Origin of the sequence: Streptomyces sp. P9-2B-2 (genome assembly GCF_030406865.1) — a bacterium.
Taxonomy (GTDB): Bacteria; Actinomycetota; Actinomycetes; order Streptomycetales; family Streptomycetaceae; genus Streptomyces; species Streptomyces platensis.
Genome location: NZ_CP129126.1, coordinates 7732684 through 7749969, shown reverse-complemented (window position 1 = coordinate 7749969; position 17286 = coordinate 7732684). Strand labels below are relative to the sequence as shown.

Annotated in this window: 16 protein-coding genes; 9 read left to right on the top strand and 7 right to left on the bottom strand. The window is 72.2% G+C overall.

The features are described 5' to 3' along the window. Positions 1 to 99 precede the first annotated feature (99 nt). From QT196_RS34080 to QT196_RS34065, 4 genes are all read left to right on the top strand, one after another. Positions 100 to 807: a PAS domain-containing protein gene (locus QT196_RS34080; RefSeq protein ID WP_168482530.1), complete on the top strand. Its 708-nt coding sequence runs from the start codon at positions 100 to 102 to the stop codon at positions 805 to 807. A 79-nt stretch (positions 808 to 886) separates the two neighbouring features. Further along, positions 887 to 1348, top strand: a complete 462-nt coding sequence (locus QT196_RS34075; protein ID WP_290356308.1) for a universal stress protein — start codon at positions 887 to 889, stop codon at positions 1346 to 1348. A gap of 99 nt (positions 1349 to 1447) precedes the next feature. After that, entirely contained in the window at positions 1448 to 1663 is a 216-nt protein-coding gene (locus tag QT196_RS34070) for a dodecin (RefSeq protein ID WP_168482528.1), read from the top strand. A 119-nt stretch (positions 1664 to 1782) separates the two neighbouring features. Then, the gene (locus QT196_RS34065) at positions 1783 to 3240 is read left to right on the top strand and encodes an amino acid permease (protein ID WP_290356306.1); all 1458 of its coding nucleotides are present in this window, start codon (positions 1783 to 1785) and stop codon (positions 3238 to 3240) included. Positions 3241 to 3315: 75 nt separating this feature from the next. On the opposite strand, the gene QT196_RS34060 is transcribed toward QT196_RS34065, so the two are convergent. Together QT196_RS34060 and QT196_RS34055 are read right to left on the bottom strand one after the other, a co-directional pair. Further along, on the bottom strand, positions 3316 to 3792 hold the full coding sequence (locus QT196_RS34060) for a hypothetical protein (protein WP_168482526.1): 477 nt from the start codon (positions 3790 to 3792) through the stop codon (positions 3316 to 3318). A gap of 252 nt (positions 3793 to 4044) precedes the next feature. After that, positions 4045 to 5049: a helix-turn-helix domain-containing protein gene (locus QT196_RS34055; protein WP_168482525.1), complete on the bottom strand. Its 1005-nt coding sequence runs from the start codon at positions 5047 to 5049 to the stop codon at positions 4045 to 4047. 99 nt (positions 5050 to 5148) lie between these two features. On the opposite strand from QT196_RS34055, the gene QT196_RS34050 reads away from it, so the two are divergent. Further along, positions 5149 to 6423 (top strand): MFS transporter, encoded by a 1275-nt coding sequence (locus QT196_RS34050; RefSeq protein WP_290356303.1) that lies wholly within the window; start codon positions 5149 to 5151, stop codon positions 6421 to 6423. A gap of 148 nt (positions 6424 to 6571) precedes the next feature. Continuing rightward, complete coding sequence (locus QT196_RS34045; RefSeq protein WP_290356302.1) at positions 6572 to 7309, top strand: class I SAM-dependent methyltransferase; 738 nt, start codon at positions 6572 to 6574, stop codon at positions 7307 to 7309. 46 nt (positions 7310 to 7355) lie between these two features. On the opposite strand, the gene QT196_RS34040 is transcribed toward QT196_RS34045, so the two are convergent. Next, positions 7356 to 8297, bottom strand: a complete 942-nt coding sequence (locus QT196_RS34040; RefSeq protein WP_290356301.1) for a LysR family transcriptional regulator — start codon at positions 8295 to 8297, stop codon at positions 7356 to 7358. 119 nt (positions 8298 to 8416) lie between these two features. Between QT196_RS34040 and QT196_RS34035 the strand changes: the two genes are divergently transcribed. Together QT196_RS34035 and QT196_RS34030 are read left to right on the top strand one after the other, a co-directional pair. Next, a complete protein-coding gene (locus tag QT196_RS34035; RefSeq protein WP_290356300.1) occupies positions 8417 to 8857 on the top strand; it encodes a hypothetical protein in 441 nt (146 codons plus the stop codon). A gap of 243 nt (positions 8858 to 9100) precedes the next feature. Then, a complete protein-coding gene (locus QT196_RS34030; protein ID WP_290356299.1) occupies positions 9101 to 11485 on the top strand; it encodes a GH92 family glycosyl hydrolase in 2385 nt (794 codons plus the stop codon). Here QT196_RS34030 and QT196_RS34025 read toward each other — a convergent pair. Next, entirely contained in the window at positions 11450 to 12088 is a 639-nt protein-coding gene (locus QT196_RS34025; protein ID WP_290356298.1) for a LysE family transporter, read from the bottom strand. The genes QT196_RS34030 and QT196_RS34025 overlap by 36 nt on opposite strands. 113 nt (positions 12089 to 12201) lie before the next feature. Here QT196_RS34025 and QT196_RS34020 point away from each other — a divergent pair, with 113 nt between their 5' ends. Beyond that, positions 12202 to 13161: a LysR family transcriptional regulator gene (locus tag QT196_RS34020; RefSeq protein WP_168482518.1), complete on the top strand. Its 960-nt coding sequence runs from the start codon at positions 12202 to 12204 to the stop codon at positions 13159 to 13161. Between the two features lie 9 nt (positions 13162 to 13170). Here the strand turns inward: QT196_RS34020 and QT196_RS34015 are convergent, their stop codons facing one another. The 3 genes from QT196_RS34015 to QT196_RS34005 all read right to left on the bottom strand — a co-directional run bounded on the left by QT196_RS34015 (position 13171) and on the right by QT196_RS34005 (position 17158). After that, on the bottom strand, positions 13171 to 13383 hold the full coding sequence (locus tag QT196_RS34015) for an EF-hand domain-containing protein (protein WP_042160858.1): 213 nt from the start codon (positions 13381 to 13383) through the stop codon (positions 13171 to 13173). 82 nt (positions 13384 to 13465) lie between these two features. Beyond that, complete coding sequence (uvrA, locus tag QT196_RS34010) at positions 13466 to 15910, bottom strand: excinuclease ABC subunit UvrA (RefSeq protein WP_266732446.1); 2445 nt, start codon at positions 15908 to 15910, stop codon at positions 13466 to 13468. Between the two features lie 57 nt (positions 15911 to 15967). Further along, complete coding sequence (locus QT196_RS34005; RefSeq protein ID WP_290356297.1) at positions 15968 to 17158, bottom strand: CapA family protein; 1191 nt, start codon at positions 17156 to 17158, stop codon at positions 15968 to 15970. Between the last annotated feature and the right edge of the window lie 128 nt (positions 17159 to 17286).

The following is a 17286-nucleotide window of genomic DNA, read 5'->3' as shown; positions in this document are numbered from 1 at the left end:
AGCGTGAGGGCCCCCACGTGCAGGTCACGCCCGGACAACTGCATGATTGTGCAGTGGTTTTTCGCTGCTCGCTCTTGCGCGCGGACCGGAGAAGAGGCAATGGACAACGGGACTGCCGGCGGTGCACCGGGCACCGACGCCGACGGCGCGGGCAATCCGGCCTGTGACAGCGCGGAAATCGACCCGGCCGGGCCGTACGCGGACGGCCCCTGGCGCAACTACTTCCTGATTCTGCTGGACCGTATCCCCACGCCGATCGCGGTGTGCCGGGCCTACGGCGAGGTGATGATCGCCAATCCGGCGATGGCCGCTCAGTGGGGCGCGGCACCGGGACAGCTGCGCGGCCGCAATCTGCTGGATCTCTTCGAGCCCCGGGCGAAGGCGCAGCTCGACCGGCTGACCGAGGCCCTGCGACGGGGGCGCCGGTCGCGCTATCCGGTGGAGGTGCGCTGGCGGGACGGGTCCGACGGCAGTGAGCGGGAAGGGGAGCTGACGATCGATCCGGTGGGCGATCCGTCGGTGCACCCGCCCGCCCTGCTGGCGCTGCTGCGGGTCGGCGACCCCGCTCCGGCGCCGGCGCCGCGCGCCCCGGCGAGCCCGGTGGAGGCCCGCATCCTGGCGCTGGCCGCGGGCGGCGCGACCACGGCGTCGATCGGTACGGCGCTCGGCCTGACGGTCGACGGGGTGAACTACCACCTCACCCGGCTGGCCCGCCGCTGGCGGGTGCAGGGCCGTACGGCGCTGGTGGCCAGGGCGTATGTGCTGGGCGTGCTGGCGGCGGACAGCTGGCCGCCGGCGCCCGCCTGACCGTGCCGGGCCGCGGACCCGGAGGCAGCGGCGCGACCCGGGGGCCCGGCAGCACGCGTGTGCGGATAACCTCCGTGGTGTGGAGGAGAACACAGCCGCGCAGTTCGAGCGCGGAACGGACGGCCCGAAGGTCATCGTCGTCGGTATCGACGGCTCCGACTCGTCGTGGCGCGCCGCCGCCTATGCGGCGGGACTGGCCAGGCGCCAGGCCTCGAAACTCGCCCTGGTCTACGTCCAGCCGGTGCTGCCGGCCGGTGCGGCGATGGGGGCTCCGGTGGTGGATGCCACGAACGAGGTGGCCGAGGACCTGATGGCCGAGATCCGTAGCGCGACCGAGCGGCTCCAGGGGATATACCAGGTGCGCTGGGAGTTCCACACCCTGCGGGGCGACCCGTACAACGGCATGGTGCAGATGGCCGACGAGCTGAAGGCCGATGCGGTGGTGGTCGGCGCCTCGGAGTCCGCCGGGCACCGCATCATGGGCTCGGTCGCGGTGCGGCTGGTCAAGGCCGGCCGCTGGCCGGTCACCGTCGTGCCGTAGGCCCCCGGGCCCGCCCGCCGCTCCGCTGGTGGGGTGCGGCGCCCTGATGCACGGTGGAAAGTGGACGGGCGGAGCGCCGCCCCGGCGAGGGAGACCACCGTGACCGACCGCACCTATCGTGTGACCGAGATCGTCGGAACGTCCCAGCAGAGCATGGACGCCGCGGTCAGGAATGGCATCAAGCGCGCCTCGGAGACCCTGCGCAATCTCGACTGGTTCGAGATCACCCAGGTCCGCGGGCATATCGTCAACGGCGAGATCGACCATTACCAGGTCGGCCTGAAGGTCGGATTCCGGCTGGAGGACGCCGATTGAACACCTCTCCCGTGTACGTCTCCCGGCGAGTCCCGGCAGTACTAGGGAGTCGCCTTCCTTAGTCGCCCCCGAGGGTCCATGATGATCCGCCGTCGGACCACGACGGAGCGTACGGAGGGATGACGATGGGCCTGCGCGCGGGACAGGGCGTATTGCGCCGTAAACCGATCGAACACATTCAAGAGGCGGAAGGCACCGCGAGCGAGCAGCTCACCCGGGCGCTCGGCCTGTGGCAGCTGACCGCCATCGGCGTCGGCGGCATCATCGGCGCGGGAATCTTCACACTGGCCGGCACCGTCGCGAATGAGAAAGCCGGACCGGCGGTGCTGATCTCCTTTCTCATCGCGGGCATCGCGAGCGCCGCGGCGGCGTTTTCCTACGCCGAATTCGCCGGGCTGATCCCGAAGGCGGGCTCGGCCTACACCTACGGCTACGCGGTCCTCGGTGAGGTGGCGGGCTGGTTCATCGGCTGGGATCTGCTGCTGGAGTACACCGCGATCGTGGCGGTGGTCGCGATCGGCATCTCCGGCTATTTCGGCTTCCTGCTCGGCGAAATGGGCGTCGATGTGCCCGCCTGGATGCTGGGCGCGCCGGGAACGGGGCCGGGGCACCGGGTGGACCTTTTCGCCGCGGTGCTCTGTCTGCTGATCGCCTATCTGCTGACGCTGGGCATCAAGAACGCCGCACGGTTCGAGACGATCGTGGTGGGCCTGAAGGTCCTGGTGGTCATCGTCGTGATCGCGGTCGGCTTCTTCCACATCAACACCTCGAACTACCACCCGTTCTTCCCGTTCGGGGTGACCGGCGCCTTCACCGGCGCGGCCACCGTCTTCTTCGCCGTTTTCGGCTATGACGCGATGAGCACCGCGGCCGAGGAATCCAAGGACGCCCAGCGCCATATGCCGAAGGCGATCATGTATTCGCTGGCGATCTCGATGGTGCTGTATGTCCTCGCCTGCCTGGTGCTGACGGGTATGCAGAACTACAAGGACATCGACCCGGAGAGCGGATTCTCGTCGGCGTTCAAATCGGTGGGGCTGAGCAGCCTCGCGGATGTCATCGCGGTCGGCGCGATCATCGGCATTCTCACCGTCATGTTCACCTTCATGCTCGGGGTGACCCGGGTGTGGTTCTCGATGAGCCGCGACGGTCTGCTGCCGAAATGGTTCGCCAAGACCAGCCCCAAGCACCATGTGCCGACCCGGGTGACCTGGATCGTCGGCTTCGCCTCCGCGGCCATCGCGGGTTTCCTGCCGATCGGTGAGGCCGCCGAGCTGACGAACATCGGCATCCTGCTCGCGTTCGTGGTGGTCTGCATCGCGGTGATCGTGCTCCGCTACAAGCGCCCCGACCTGCCGCGGACGTTCCGTACGCCGGGGATGCCCGTGGTGCCGGCGATCGGGGTGTGCTTCTCGATCTGGCTGATCACGTTCCTGGCGTGGCAGACCTGGGTCCGGTTCGCGGTGTGGTTCCTGATCGGCATGGTCGTCTACTTCACCTACTCCTACCGCCGCTCGAACCTGGCGCGGGCGGAACGGGAGGCTTCCGGCACGGGGGGCGGCCCGGGGAAGCTGTGAGCCGCGCCCGTTGACCGGGCGGCGGCCGTGCGGCGGGGACCGGCGGGCGTGGGTCCGCCGGCCCCCGCCCGTCCGTCAGAAGACGAACGGTCCGGGCGACTGCTTGGACGTGGCGTTGCAGGTGGCCGTGATGCCCAGCACCACGACCTTCAGGGACTTGGCCTCCAGGCGGTCACCCGCGGCGACCGTACCTTTCAGCGGTCCGGTGGAGACCGGACTGCCGGCCGGGATCGCCGGGTTGGCCTTGCCGGTGAACTGCGTGGTCCCGGAGCCGTTCTTGGTGAGCGTGAGGGTCGACGCCACCGAGTTCGCGCCGATGGGTATGGGTGAGGTGATCGCCGAGGTGGACAGGCTGATGGTCGCGGCCGTGCCGTTCTGGGTCGCGGTGAGCGTCCCCGTACCGGAACCGTAGAAGCCGCAGTTGAAGGAGAGGGTGGCGGTGCCGGGGGTCACCGCGGGGGCGGCCGGTGCCATCGCGAGGGTGCCCGCGGTGGCGACGGCGACGACAAGTGCCGTACGGAAGCCGAATCTGCCGGGTCTGAGGTGCTTCATAGGGGGGTTACCGCCTTCATGAGGGGGGGGTGCAGGTCCATGGCACCGGCCGTCGAGGGGTGCGGGAGGAACGACAGGCAGCCACCCGGGGGCCGCGGTCGGACCCCGTGCCGACGCACCGTCCAGATCTGACGGTTGGTCAGCGACCTGAATCGCTGCCCATTGAGGCACGCGCCCCTGAAGAGAGCAAGGCAGAACCCCATGATTTTCGGGGCACCCGGCCGACGGGACGACGCGGCAGGAACACCCTGCTCATGCGTCACACTGCGCTGCCACCAGGGCCTCGCCGACCGCCGTCCGGAAGTAGAGCACGGACCGTCCGGCCCGGCGGCGGCCGACCAGCCGGGCCTCGGACAGCACCTTGAGATGCCGGCCGACCGACCCCAGCCCCTGACCGGTCAGCGCCACCAGCTGAGTGGTGCTCTTGGGCGTGCCGAGGAGGACGAGAACGCCTGCCCGCGCGGGCCCCAGCAAGGCACCCAGCGCCTCGGGCGCCGCCACCCGGCCGGTCCCGGCCAGCGCGCCCGAGCAGGGATACACCACGGCGGACCGGTGTCCGCCCGGGCCTGGGCGGACGTCCCACGAGACCCAGCTCTGACGCGGGGTGACCGGGACGAACAGCAGCTGCGCCCCGTCGAGTTCCCGCGGCGGATGGTCGTCGGCCGCCGTGATCTGTAGCCGGTTCGCGCCGAGCCAGCGCATCCCGGGGCGCATCCCGTCCAGCGCCTCGGTCCAGCCGCCCCGGCTCAACTGCGCGCTGCGGGCGAGGACATCGGCCTCCAGGACCCGCCGGCGCCGTGGCCAGTACGGCAGCACCGCTTCCCGCCACACCCACTCCAGCAGAACAGCGGTGCGCTCGGGCAGATCGCCGGCGCGGCGCAGCGGGCCGGGGAGCGGCCGACCGGCCAGGGACACCGCCAGATCGGCGCGGGCGGTATCGGGCGAGGTCGCACGGACGGCCGCCAACTCGTCGGTGAAGGACGGCGGTTCCGCGGTGCGTTCCATGGCCGGGGTGGGGGTCAGGAAGGTCGCGTTCCAGCGGTGCCCGAGAGCGGCTCGGACCAGCGCCGCGGTGACCGGGTCATCGGCCAGCCGCCCGCGATAGGCGGGCCCATGGCGCGCGAGCCAAACACTCTCCCCCGGATGCGCCGCCGAGCCGCGGTGCAGGGTCTTCAGCGCGGCGATGCTCTCGGCCAGCGGGGAGAGTACGAAGCGGCTGCCGGCGAGGGTGTCCGCGCTGACCTCCCACCAGCCCATCTCCTCCGCCCTCTCCTCTGCCCCGCGCGGCTCGCCGTGGTTTCGCCGACCCGCGAAACAGTAACGCCCCGGCCGCGCGGGCCCCGAGACTCCCGAACCGTGCGTACCTACCGACAGCTCTTCCGTACACCGGAGTTCACCCCGTTCTTCCTCACCACATCCCTTCAGGTGGGGGCGCAGACCATGAGTGGCCTGGCCCTGAGCCACCGGGTCTACGCCGCGACCGGCTCGCCGCTGCTCTCCGCCCTCGCCATGTTCGGCCCGGCCCTCGCCCAGGTGCTCGGTGCGGCGACCCTGCTGTCGGCGGCCGACCGGATGCCGCCGCGCGCCGCGCTGACCGGCCTGGCGCTGCTCCTCGGGCTGGGCACCGCCGTCCAGGCCCTCCCCGGGCTGCCCGTGTGGGCGGCCTTCGCCGTCCTCTTGGTGCTGGGCCCGGTCTCGTCGCTGGGCGGCGGAGTGCGCTACGGGCTGCTCCACGAGATCCTCGCGCGCGAGGGCTATCTGCTGGGCCGCTCGGTGCTCAACATGTCCACCGGGCTGCTACAGATCTGCGGGTTCGCGGTCGGCGGGGTGCTGGTGACCTTCCTGTCGGCGCGCGGCACCCTGCTCGCCGGCGCCGCGCTGTACGCCGCCGCCGCGGTCGTCGCCCGGTGCGGTCTCGGCCGACGGCCCCCGCGCGCCGCGGGCCGGCCGTCGGTGGCCGACACCTGGCAGAACAACGCCCGCCTGTGGTCCGACGGCCCCCGCCGCACCGTCTACCTCGCCCTGTGGGTACCCAACGGGCTGATCGTCGGCTGTGAGTCCCTCTATGTGCCCTACGCGCCCCGGCACGCGGGCCTCCTCTTCGCCTGCGGCGCCCTCGGCATGCTGACCGGGGACGTCCTGATCGGCAGATGCGTCCCCCGGCGGTGGCGACCACGGCTCTGCGTTCCGCTATGTCTGCTGCTCGCCGTGCCCTACCTGCTGTTCGCCGTACACCCGCCGCTCCCCCTCGCGGTGGCCGCGGTCCTGCTCGCCACCGTCGGCTACGCGGCGAACCTCCCGCTTCAGGAGCGTCTGCTGTCCCTGACCCCGGACGAACTGAGCGGCCACGCCCTGGGGTTGCACTCCTCCGGCATGCTGACCCTCCAGGGCGTGGGCGCCGCCCTGGCCGGTGCCGTCGCCGAACGCACCTCGCCCGCGACCGCGATGGCGGCGATGGCGGCCATGTCGGTCGTGGTCACACTTGCCCTGGCACCTGGGCTGCGCCCCGTGGTGCCGGAGCGTCACGCGGTGCAGGACGGCGACGGCACCCGGACCGACCGGAGGCCAACCGGAAAACCCGCCCCGGCGCAGCGGGAATTACCCCCTTCACGACCCTCGGCGGGGGCATGAGCGGCGCCCCACCCCAGGCCGTAAGTGGCACCCTTCGCCCCCTCGCCCCAGCCCCGCACACCGCCGGTGACAGCATCCCGACATCCCCTCTGATCTGGGCTTTTGTACCCGCCGACCCTACGATCGCCGCAACGGAAAGGGGGACCGGATGGACCGGAACATCCGCACCATGGACGACGTACTCAGGCTTCTGGACGACCTGTTCGCGCCAGAGGCCGACCGCTGGACGAGCGAAGGGGCCGCGTGGTGGGACGGCTTCTACGCGGACCGCGACAGGGCGGTGCCGTTCTTCGTGGCGAAGCCGGACGAGCACCTGGTCTCGTACCTCGAACGCGGGCTGATCGCCCCGGGCCGGGCCCTCGACCTGGGCTGCGGGCCGGGCCGCAATGCGCTGCACCTCGCCTCCCTGGGCTTCGAGGTGGACGCCGTCGACCTCTCCCCGGCGGCCGTCGCCTGGGCCGAGGAGCGCGCCCGGGAGGCGGGTGCCCAGGTCGCCTTCCACTGCGGCGACGCCTTCGCACCGGCCGGTGACGCACTCAGCGGCCCGTACGACCTCATTCACGATTCCGGCTGCTTTCACCATCTGCCGCCGCATCGCCGCATCAGCTACCTCGCCCTCCTCGACCGGCTGCTCGCTCCCGGCGGCCATCTCTCGCTCACCTGCTTCGCGGCCGGCGGGATGGGGTCCGAACTCCCCGACGTCGAGTTCTACCGCCAGTCCCGCCTGCACGGCGGCCTCGCCTACAGCCCCGAGTCGCTGCGCCGGATCTTCTCAGACCTGACGGAGGTCGAGCTGCGGCGGATGCATGACGAGCCGCCGGAGTCCCCGTACTTCGGCGAGGCCTTCCTCTGGACGGCACTGTTCCGCCGCGACGCCCGGGCATGACCTCCACGGGCCGTGGGGCCCCCACCCCACCGGCGCCCCTGAGTACTCAGCGGCTGCCGCTGGGCAGGGGATGCCCCTCCTCAGGAAGGGCGGCGGCGTGGGCCAGATGACCGGCGGCCGACTCCGCCAGGGTGCGCAGCGCCGGGTGCCAGGGGCGGGCCTGCGGTCCGGTCAGTACGAGGCGGCGCGAGGTCTGCGGCGTCAGCGGGAGCAGGACCAGGTCGGCGGGGATCAGCGAGCGGGAGACCTCGGACAGGACGGTGACGCCGATACCGGCCTGCACCATGCGGATCAGCGTCGCCAGGTCCCGCACCCGGTGCGTGGGGGAGAAACACAGCCCGGCCCGGCGGTGGAGCGTACGGACCCGGGCCTCGCAGCCGTTGGGTGAGATCAGGAACGGGTCGTCCTCCAGGTCGCGGAGGTCGACACCGGGTTCGTCCGCGAGCGGGTGGTCCCGGGGCAGCAGGGCCCGGTACTCGTCCGTGGCGAGCTGGATCCCGGGGTCGGCGTGGGGTCGCCCTTCGGCGGTGGCCTGGGGAGGATCGATCAGGATGGCGGCATCGGCCGTCCCGTCCTCCAGCCAGGCCGCGACCTCACCGCTGTCGCCCTCGAAGACCCGCACGGTGATCCGGGGCTGATCCTCGCGCCAGTGCCGGAGCAGACCGGGGACCAGCCCCTGGCAGACCGTCGGTGTGGCGGCCAGCCGCACGGTGCCGGTCATGGTCCCGCTGGCATCGGCCGCTGTCTCCTCCACGGACCGGACCGCCGACAGCGCCACACGGGCGTGCGGCAGGACCCGTTCACCGAGCGCGGTCGTCCGCACGGGGTGGGCACGGATCAGCAGCGGTGCGGCCAACTCGCGTTCCAGGGAGGCGACGGCGTGTGACACCGCCGACTGGCTCATGCCCAGGTCGGCGGCGGCCGCGCTGAACCCGCCCGCGTCGACGACGGCGAGAAAGGCCCGCAGCTGGGGCAGGTTCAGGGTCATGCGGGGGCCTCATATCCCTATGACGGCTATGCGTTGGATCAATGATGCCCGGGTCGGTGACGCTGGCTCCGTGCCGCCGGTCTTGGCGGCGACACCCTGAGCACATTCCGAGGAGAGCCATGCCGTACTTCCGGGTCACCGTCCCCGACCCCGACCTCCCCACCGACGTCCAGCGCGCCCTCGCCGAGGGGCTGACGCGGCTGGCGGTCACGGTGCTGCGCAAGTCCGGCGCGCGCACCATCGTCCACCTCAACCTGGTGCCGCCCGGCCGCTATTACATCGACAGCGAACCGCTGACCGACGGCCGTGACGCGCATGTGGAGGCGAGTCTCACCGCGGGCACCAACAGCGCCGCGGAGAAGGCCGCCTTCATCGCCGCGGCCGATGAACTGCTGTCGGACCTCCTCGGCCCGCTCCCCCGGTCCGGGGTCGCGCTGCACGAACTGCACCCGGAGAGCTACGGCTACAACGGGGTGACGCAACTCGACTACTACCGGCGAGCTGCCAACGCACCGGCCGCTCCGGAAGCCTCCGCCACACCCGTCGCCGCCGCCCGCTGAGCCTTTCGTCCGGTGGCGTGCCTGCTGTCCGGCGCGCCCCGTTCGCTCCCGGGACGGTGCGCCCCGGCTCCTCGACGGGTGCCGGGTGCACCGGAGTTACTCCCGCGGGACCTCTTGACGCGCACCGGGCCGCCACCAAGAATGAGCGCGCTCTGACAACGTTGTCGGTCGCGCAGGCCGTGTGTGCTCGTCCGCACGGGGCGGCCGGCAGTCCGGTGACCCAACCCCCGGAGGTCCGGATCCATGCCATGGCTCAGTCGTACCCGGCTGCGTACCGCGGGCGCGGTGCTGGCGGCCGCGCTCATCGGGAGTGCGCTCGCGGTCCCCGCCGCACGGGCCGAGCCGCCCGGCGGCCCGCTCACCGACCTGGTCAACCCGTTCATCGGCAGTCAGAAGGACGGCAACACCTACCCGGGCGCCGCCGTACCGTTCGGCATGGTGCAGCTCTCTCCGGACACCGGGCACACCACCGGCTACGGCTACGACGACGACCACATCCGCGGCTTCAGTTCGGTGCACATCTCGGGTGTGGGCTGCGGGCTCGGCGGTGACCTGCCGGTGCTGCCCACCACGGGCGACATCACCGAGACCGACTATGCGAAGTACGCGGCCGGCTACCGCCACGACGACGAGTCGGCCCAGCCCGGCTATTACCGCGTCGGTCTGACGTCCTACGGCGGGATCACCGCCGAGCTCACCGCGACCGCCCGCACCGGGAAGCAGCGCTACACCTTCCCGGCCACCGACAAGGCCAATGTGCTGCTCAATACGGGCCAGTCGCTGCACAAGACGGTCTCGACCCGGGTCGAGGTGCTGGACTCCCGCACCATCCGCACCGCCATCACCGGCCGCGGCTTCTGCCAGGACACCAAGCCGTACACCGTCTACACGATCACCCGCTTCGACCGGCCGTTCACGTCGTACGGGACCTGGGACGGCGACAAGGTGACGGCGGGGTCCAAGGACTCCACCGCCACCGGCCGGCACGGGGCCTACGCCCGCTTCGACACCCGCGCGGACCGCACCGTCGAGGCGACCACGGCCCTCAGCTATGTGGACGCGGCGGGCGCCGCCCGCAATCTGCGGGCCGAGGGCGGCAGTTCCTTCGACCGTACGAAGGCCGCGGCCGACAGCGCCTGGGAACGGCGACTGGGGCTGGTCAAGGCCCAGGGCGGCGACCGGACACTGCGCCGGACCTTCTACTCCTCGCTCTACCGGTCCTTCCTCGCGCCGAACATCGGCAGCGATGTGGACGGCCGCTATACGGGCTGGGACCAGCGGACCCATCACGCCAAGGGCTTCACCTACTACCAGAACTGGTCGTTGTGGGACACCTATCGCACTCAGGCGCAGCTGCTGGCGCTGCTGGCGCCGGGTGAGTCCCGCGATATGGCGCTGTCGGTGCTGCGGATCGCCAAGGAGAGCGGCTGGCTGCCCAAGTGGGGCTACGGAACGGTCGAGACGAACATCATGACCGGCGATCCGGTCACCCCGTTCCTGACCAACGCCTATCAGCAGGGGCTGTTGCGGGGCCATGAGGAGGAGGCGTACGCGGCGCTGAAGAAGAACGCCGACGGAGTGCCGCCGGCGGATTCGCCGGCCGTGGGCCGGGAGGCCAACGCGCCTTATCTGAAGGACGGCTTCGCCCCGTACGTCAAGGGCCGTCCGCACTCCAAGCCCGGCGACTCCGACTTCGACCACGGTGCGTCGGCGACCCTCGAATACGCCCTGTCGGATGCGATGCTGGCCCAGATGGCGCGCGATCTGGGGCACGGCAAGGACGCCGACCGGTATGCGGCCCGCGCCCAGAACTACCGCAAGATCTTCGACGGTTCGACCGGCTTCTTCCGGGCCCGCGATGTGCAGGGCGCGTTCACCGGTCCGGCCGACCCGGCCAAGAGCGAGGGTTTCCACGAGGGCACGTCCTGGCAGTACCAGTGGCTGGTGCCGCAGGATCTGCCGGGGATGCTGCGGCTGATCGGCGGCAGGGAAAAGGCCGATGAGCGCCTGGACGCGTTCTTCGCCTACGAGAAGCTGCTGCAGGACCCGGAGAAGACGGCCCGCGAGGTGTGGGTCAACGGGCCCTATGACTACTACAACGCCGACAAGTACAACCCGCAGAACGAGCCGGATCTGATCGCGCCGTACACCTATCTCTCCACCGGCCGCCCCTGGAAGACGACGGATGTGGTGCATGCGGCGCTGACCCTGTTCACCGACGCGCCGTCCGGGATGACCGGGAACGACGATCTGGGGACGATGTCGGCGTGGATGGTGCTTTCCTCGATCGGGGTGTTCCCGGTGCAGCCGGGCACCGACAGCTGGGGGCTGAGCACTCCGGTCTTCGACCGGGTGGATCTGACGCTGGACCGGCGCTACTTCCCGTCCGGGCACTTCACGGTCACGGCGCCCGGCACCTCCGCCACCGACCGCTATGTGCAGTCGGTCCATCTGGACGGCGCCGGCCGCGACCGGACCTACCTCACCACCGGGGATCTGCGCTCGGGTCGTGAACTGGCCTTCACCGTGGGGCCGAAGCCGTCCGGCTGGGGTACCGGTGACCAGGCCGCGCCGCCGCCGGTGGGCACCGCCTCAGCCGTGCAGCAGCAGTCCGGCCGCAAGGGCTGAGATGACCACGGCGGAGAGCAGCGCGGTGACGACGCGCCCCCGTGGGCCGGTCAGCGTCCTGCCCAGCACCGTTCCGCCCGCGGCCAGGAGCAGTTGCCAGCTCACGGAGGCGGTGAGCACGGCCGCTACGAAGGCGGCGGGGCCGGCGACGCCGTCACCCAGGGCGCCCGCGCCACCGGCCAGCACCAGCGCGGAGAAGTAGAGAATCGCCCAGGGGTTGATCAACGTCAGCCCCAGGAAGGCGAGATAGGCCCGGCCGGGGCGTCCCAGGACGTTCCGTTCCGGGCCTTCTTCCTTGCCGCGGTGGCGCAGGGCCCGTGCGGCGGTCCGGAGTGCCATGGCGAGCAGGATGACGGCGGCGAGCGCGCGCAGCGGGCCCGCGACGGGGGCGAGCGCACGGGAGAGGGCGGCGCCGCCGGCCACCGCGGCCAGCGCGTAGAGGCCGTCGGCGGTCGCCACCCCGAGCGCGGCCGAGGCGCCGACCCGGAACGAGGTCCGGGCGGTGACGCTCACCAGCAGTACGGCCAGCGCGCCGACGGGAACGGCCAGTGCGTAGCCCGCCCACAGGCCCGGCAGAAAGGCATCGGTCAGGATCTCGGTCATGCCGTCCACCTTCGGGCGGGCGCATGTGGTGGGTCCATCGAAAGTTTCCGCAGGGAACCGTGTGGCATCTCCGCACGGTTGAAGCGGGACCCGGGCGTCTACGCTGTCCCGGCATGATCGATCCCCGGTTACAGACCCTGCGCGTCCTGCATCAGCGGGGCACCGTCACCGCGACCGCCGAGGCGCTGCATCTGACCCCGTCGACGGTCTCCCAGCAGCTGCGGCAGCTGTCGGCCCGGCTCGGGCTGGAGCTTCTGGAGCCGGCCGGCCGCAACGTACGCCTGACTCCGGCGGCGTTGGCGCTGGTCGAGCACGCCGATGCGCTGTTCGCGCGCTGGGAGGAGGCCCGTGCGGATCTCGCGGGATACGGGGACGGGGTGGCCGGGCGGCTGCGGATCACGGGGGTGGCGACGGCGATCGCCGGGGTGATCGCACCGGCGGTGGCGCGGCTGCGCGAGGAGCTGCCGCGGCTGGCGGTGGAGATCGGCGAGGACCCGGGCGAGAACCGCTTCGAGCTGCTGCTGGCCGGCCGGGCGGATATCGCCGTGGTGATTCCGGCGCCGGGCGGCCCTCCCCCGGGCTCCCGGCGTCCGGACAGCGAGCTGCCGCCGTCGGACGATGCGCGCTTCACCCAGCGGCCGGTGCTGGAGGAGCCGCAGGATCTGTTGGTGCCGGCCGGGCACGCGTTCGCGGGGCGGGTGGCGCAGGGGGTGACGCTGGCGGAGGCGGCCGGGGAGAGCTGGATCCGCGCCGGGGATCCGGCCGATCAGCATCAGCTGCTGCTGACCGCGTGTGCCACGGCGGGCTTCACCCCGCGGGTCCGCCATGACGCGGTGGACTGGTATGCGGTCGCCGCCCTGGTCGCGCACGGCTTCGGGATCTGTCTGATACCGAGGCTGGCGCCGGTGCCGGAGCGCTGTCCGGTCGTACGGGTGCCGCTGCGCGGTGAGCCGCTGCCGGTACGGCGGTTCCTGGCGGCCGTGCGGCGCGGCAGTGAGCGCCGGCCCCCGGTCGCCCGCGGGCTGGCGGCGCTGCGCGCGGCCGCGGGCGAACGGGAGGCGAAGGGGGTGTGACCAGGCGGGTCAGGCCTGAAGGGCCTGCCAGAACTCGTCGAAGGACATCCGGCCGTCGCTGTCGGTGTCCTTGGCCTTGATGACCGCCTCGGCGACCGGGCCGGTGACGAACGGGTCGCCCATCTCGGCCATCGCGTGCTTGAACTCCTCCGGCGTGACCTGGCCGTCGCCGTCCGCGTCGAACCGGTCGAACGCCGCCCTGGCCTTCTCCATGTCTGCCATGTGAGGTGCCCCCTTCGTGGTGCTGCGCAGTGCTGCGCGGTGGTGATACCTGGTGATCTGACCTGCGTACATTAGCGGACCGTCAACAGGCGTCCGGCCGCGCCCTCCGCCGGGCCAGGTAGGGGGCGGTCCGGCTCCCGGGCGCGGCCGCGACCTCGGCCGGGGTGCCCGCCGCCACGATCCGGCCGCCGTCCGCGCCGCCGCCGGGTCCGAGGTCGATGACATGGTCGGCGCCGGCCACCACCCCCATGTCGTGCTCGACGACCACCACGGTGTGGCCGGCGTCGACCAGGCCGTGGAGCTGGCGCAGCAGCACCTCGGTGTCGGCGGGGTGGAGGCCGGTGGTGGGCTCGTCGAGGAGGTAGAGGGTGTGGCCGCGGCGGGTCCGCTGGAGTTCGGTGGCGAGCTTGATGCGCTGGGCCTCGCCGCCCGACAGCTCGGTGGCGGGCTGGCCGAGCCGCAGATAGCCCAGGCCCACGTCCTGGAGGGTGCGCAGGCTGCGGGTGGCGGCCGGGATGTCGGCGAGGAAGTCCGCGGCCGTGTCCACGGTCATCGCGAGGACCTCGGCGACGGTGCGGTCCCGGTAGGTGATCTCCAGGGTTTCGGGGTTGTAGCGGGCGCCGTGGCAGGCGGTGCAGGGCGCGTACGTACCGGGCAGGAAGAGCAGTTCGACGGCGACGAAGCCCTCGCCCTGGCAGGTCTCGCAGCGGCCGCCGGTGACGTTGAAGGAGAACCGTCCGGCGGTGTAGCCGCGGGCGCGGGCCGCGTCGGTGGCGGCGAAGACCTTGCGTACGGCGTCGAAGAGGCCGGTGTACGTGGCGAGGTTGGAGCGCGGGGTCCGGCCGATCGGCTTCTGGTCGACGCGCACCAGCCGGTCGATCGCCGCCAGGCCCTCGGCGCCGGTGAGTTGCGCGCGGGCCATCGGCCCGGCCTCGGCCGTCTCCTCGGGCGCCCCGTCGCCGAGGTGCTCCCGCACGGCCTCCGCGAGCACCCGGGTGACCAGCGTCGACTTGCCCGACCCCGAGACGCCGGTGACGGCGGTGAAGACGCCGAGCGGGAAGGTGGCGTCCAGGCCGCGCAGATTGTGCAGGGTGACGCCGCGCAGTGTGAGGGTGCCGGCGGGGCGGCGTACCGTGCGCGCGGCGGGTGGTGCGGTGTCGAAGAGGAAGCGGCGGGTGGCGGAGGCGGTGGCGTCCGCGAGCCCGGCGACCGGCCCGCTGTGCAGCACCTGTCCGCCGTGTTCCCCGGCGCGCGGGCCGATGTCCACGATCCAGTCGGCGCGCCGCACCACGTCCATGTCGTGCTCGACGACGAACAGCGAGTTGCCCGCTTCCTTGAGCCGGCCGAGCACCGTGAGCAGGGACTCCGTATCGGCCGGATGCAGACCGGCGGACGGCTCGTCCAGGACGTAGACGACGCCGAAGAGGCCGGAGCGCAGCTGGGTGGCCAGTCGCAGCCGCTGGAGTTCACCGGCGGACAGGGTGGGCGAGGGCCGGTCCATGCTGAGGTAGCCCAGCCCGAGTTCGGTGAGCACCTCGATGCGTGCCACCAGGTCGCGGGCCAGTGTGGGGGCCACCTCGTCGTCCGCCCGTGCGGCGGTGGGGCGCAGCAACTCGGCGAGGGCGCCGAGCGGCGTCCCGGCGAGGGTGGCGATGTCCTGGCCCTCGAACGTCACGGCCAGCGCCTCGGGGCGCAGCCGCCGCCCGGCGCACACCGGGCAGGGCTCGGCGACCATGAACCCCTGGACGCGTTTGCGCAGGGTCTCGCTCTTGGAGTCGGCGAAGGTGTGCAGCACATAGCGCCGGGCGCTCATGTACTGGCCCTTGTAGGGGCGTTGGATGCGGCCCACGTCGCGTACGGGGTGGACGGTGACGACGGGCTGTTCGTCGGTGAACAGGATCCAGTCCCGGTCGGCCTGCGGCAGCTCGCGCCACGGCCGGTCGATGTCATGGCCGAGGGCCGCGAGGATGTCACGGAGGTTCTTGCCCTGCCAGGCGCCGGGCCAGGCGGCGATGGCGCCCTCCCCGATGGAGAGCGCCGGGTCGGGCACGAGGGACTGCTCCGTGACGCGGTGGACGGTGCCCAGGCCGTGGCACTCCGGGCAGGCCCCGACCGCCGTGTTGGGCGAGAAGGCGTCGGAGTCGAGCCGTTCCGCCGTGCCCTCCGGGTAGTCACCGGCGCGGGAGAAGAGCATCCGCAGGGTGTTGGAGAGGGTGGTGACGGTGCCGACCGAGGAGCGGGAGGTGGGCGCGGAGCGCCGCTGTTCCAGGGCGACCGCGGGCGGCAGTCCGGTGATGTCCTCGACCTTGGGCGCGCCGACCTGGTGGATCAGCCGCCGGGCGTAGGGGGCCACCGACTCGAAGTAGCGGCGCTGCGCCTCGGCGTAGAGGGTGCCGAAGGCGAGCGAGGACTTGCCGGATCCGGACACCCCGGTGAACGCGACGAGCGCGTCCCTCGGGATGTCCACATCGATGGTGCGGAGATTGTGCTCACGGGCGCCGCGCACCCGTACGTACGAGTCGGCCATCCCTCCATGATCGGGCACCACCGGCTGTGATCGGTCACCGCACCCGGAGCCGCGCGGTCACCGCCCCATCGTCAGCCCGTCGGCCCCGGCGCCCCGGCTCAGCACCGCCTTGCCGATCTCCTTACGGATCCGGTTGTGCTCCTTGCGGATCCGGTCGTGCCCGCCGGTCCTGGTGAGATCGCGTACCCGGACCCGCGCCCCCAGCTGGGCGAACTGCGGGAGGTACTCGGCCGCGGTGACCCGCCAGCGCTCACCGGGGTGGTGCGGCGGTGCGAACCGGAAGCGGGCGATGCTGCCCCAGTTGCCGCTCGGCTGCTTCATGACGCCGGAGAGCTGGTCACCGAGGCCGTAGACGACCCAGGTGCCGTTGACCTTCTCGTACGGCTGCGGGGTGTGCGCGCGGGTGCCGACGATCAGATCGATATCGGGCCGGCCGCCGGTCTCGGAGGCGGTGAGCAGCCGGGCCAGCCGGATCTGTCGCGCGTCGGGGGCCGTTCGGTACTCCGTCCCCCAGTAGGGGCTGACGACCACGACATCGGCCCCGGCCCGGCGGGCCGCCCGGGCCTCCTTGATGATCCGCTTGGCGTCGAGCAGATTCACCGTCCACGGCGCGTACGCCGGACGCCGCCCGCTCCCGGTGCCGTAGGTGTACGCGAGCTGGGCCACCCGTGCGCCGCCCGGGGCCCGCAGCAGCGCCGGACGGGCGGCCTCGGCGGCGTCCCGGGCCGAGCCGGCATGGCGCAGCCCGACCGTGTCCAGCGCCTCCAGGGTGCGCCGCACACCCGGCACACCGCGGTCGAGGGCATGGTGGGAGGCGGTGGCACAGGAGTCGTAGCCGGTCGCCTTGAGTGCGGTGGCGATCTGCGGGGGCGCCTGTAGGACGGGGTAGCCGGTGAAGGGCCCGGTCAGCGGTCCGAGTGGCGCGTCCAGATGACACAGCGCCAGATCGGCGGCGGAGATGACCGGCCGCACGCCCTTGAGCATCGGCCGGTAGTCGTACCCGTCGTGCGGTGCGTCCCGCCGGGCCGTGGCGAGCACCTCGCGGTCGGAGGGGTGGACGTCCCCGGCGGCGACCAGCGTGAAGGGCTGCCGGCCGGCGGCCCGGGTGACGGGGGCGCCGCCATGGGCCCGCGGGGTGGGTTCCGGGGAGGGCCGCGGGGCGGGCCGTGGGACGGGGTGCGGGCGGGTGCAGCCCACGGCCAGCGCGGCGAGCAGGGCGACGGCTGCATACCGGGTGTACGCGCTCATCCCCGACAGATATCAGCAGGGACATGACCGGAAATGCCGCAAGACGCCGATGTCCGCGGCTCTCCCCCGTACGGACTCACCACTGCCGCCATCGGGCGGCGGACGGCTCACGGGCCATCCGCTTCCGT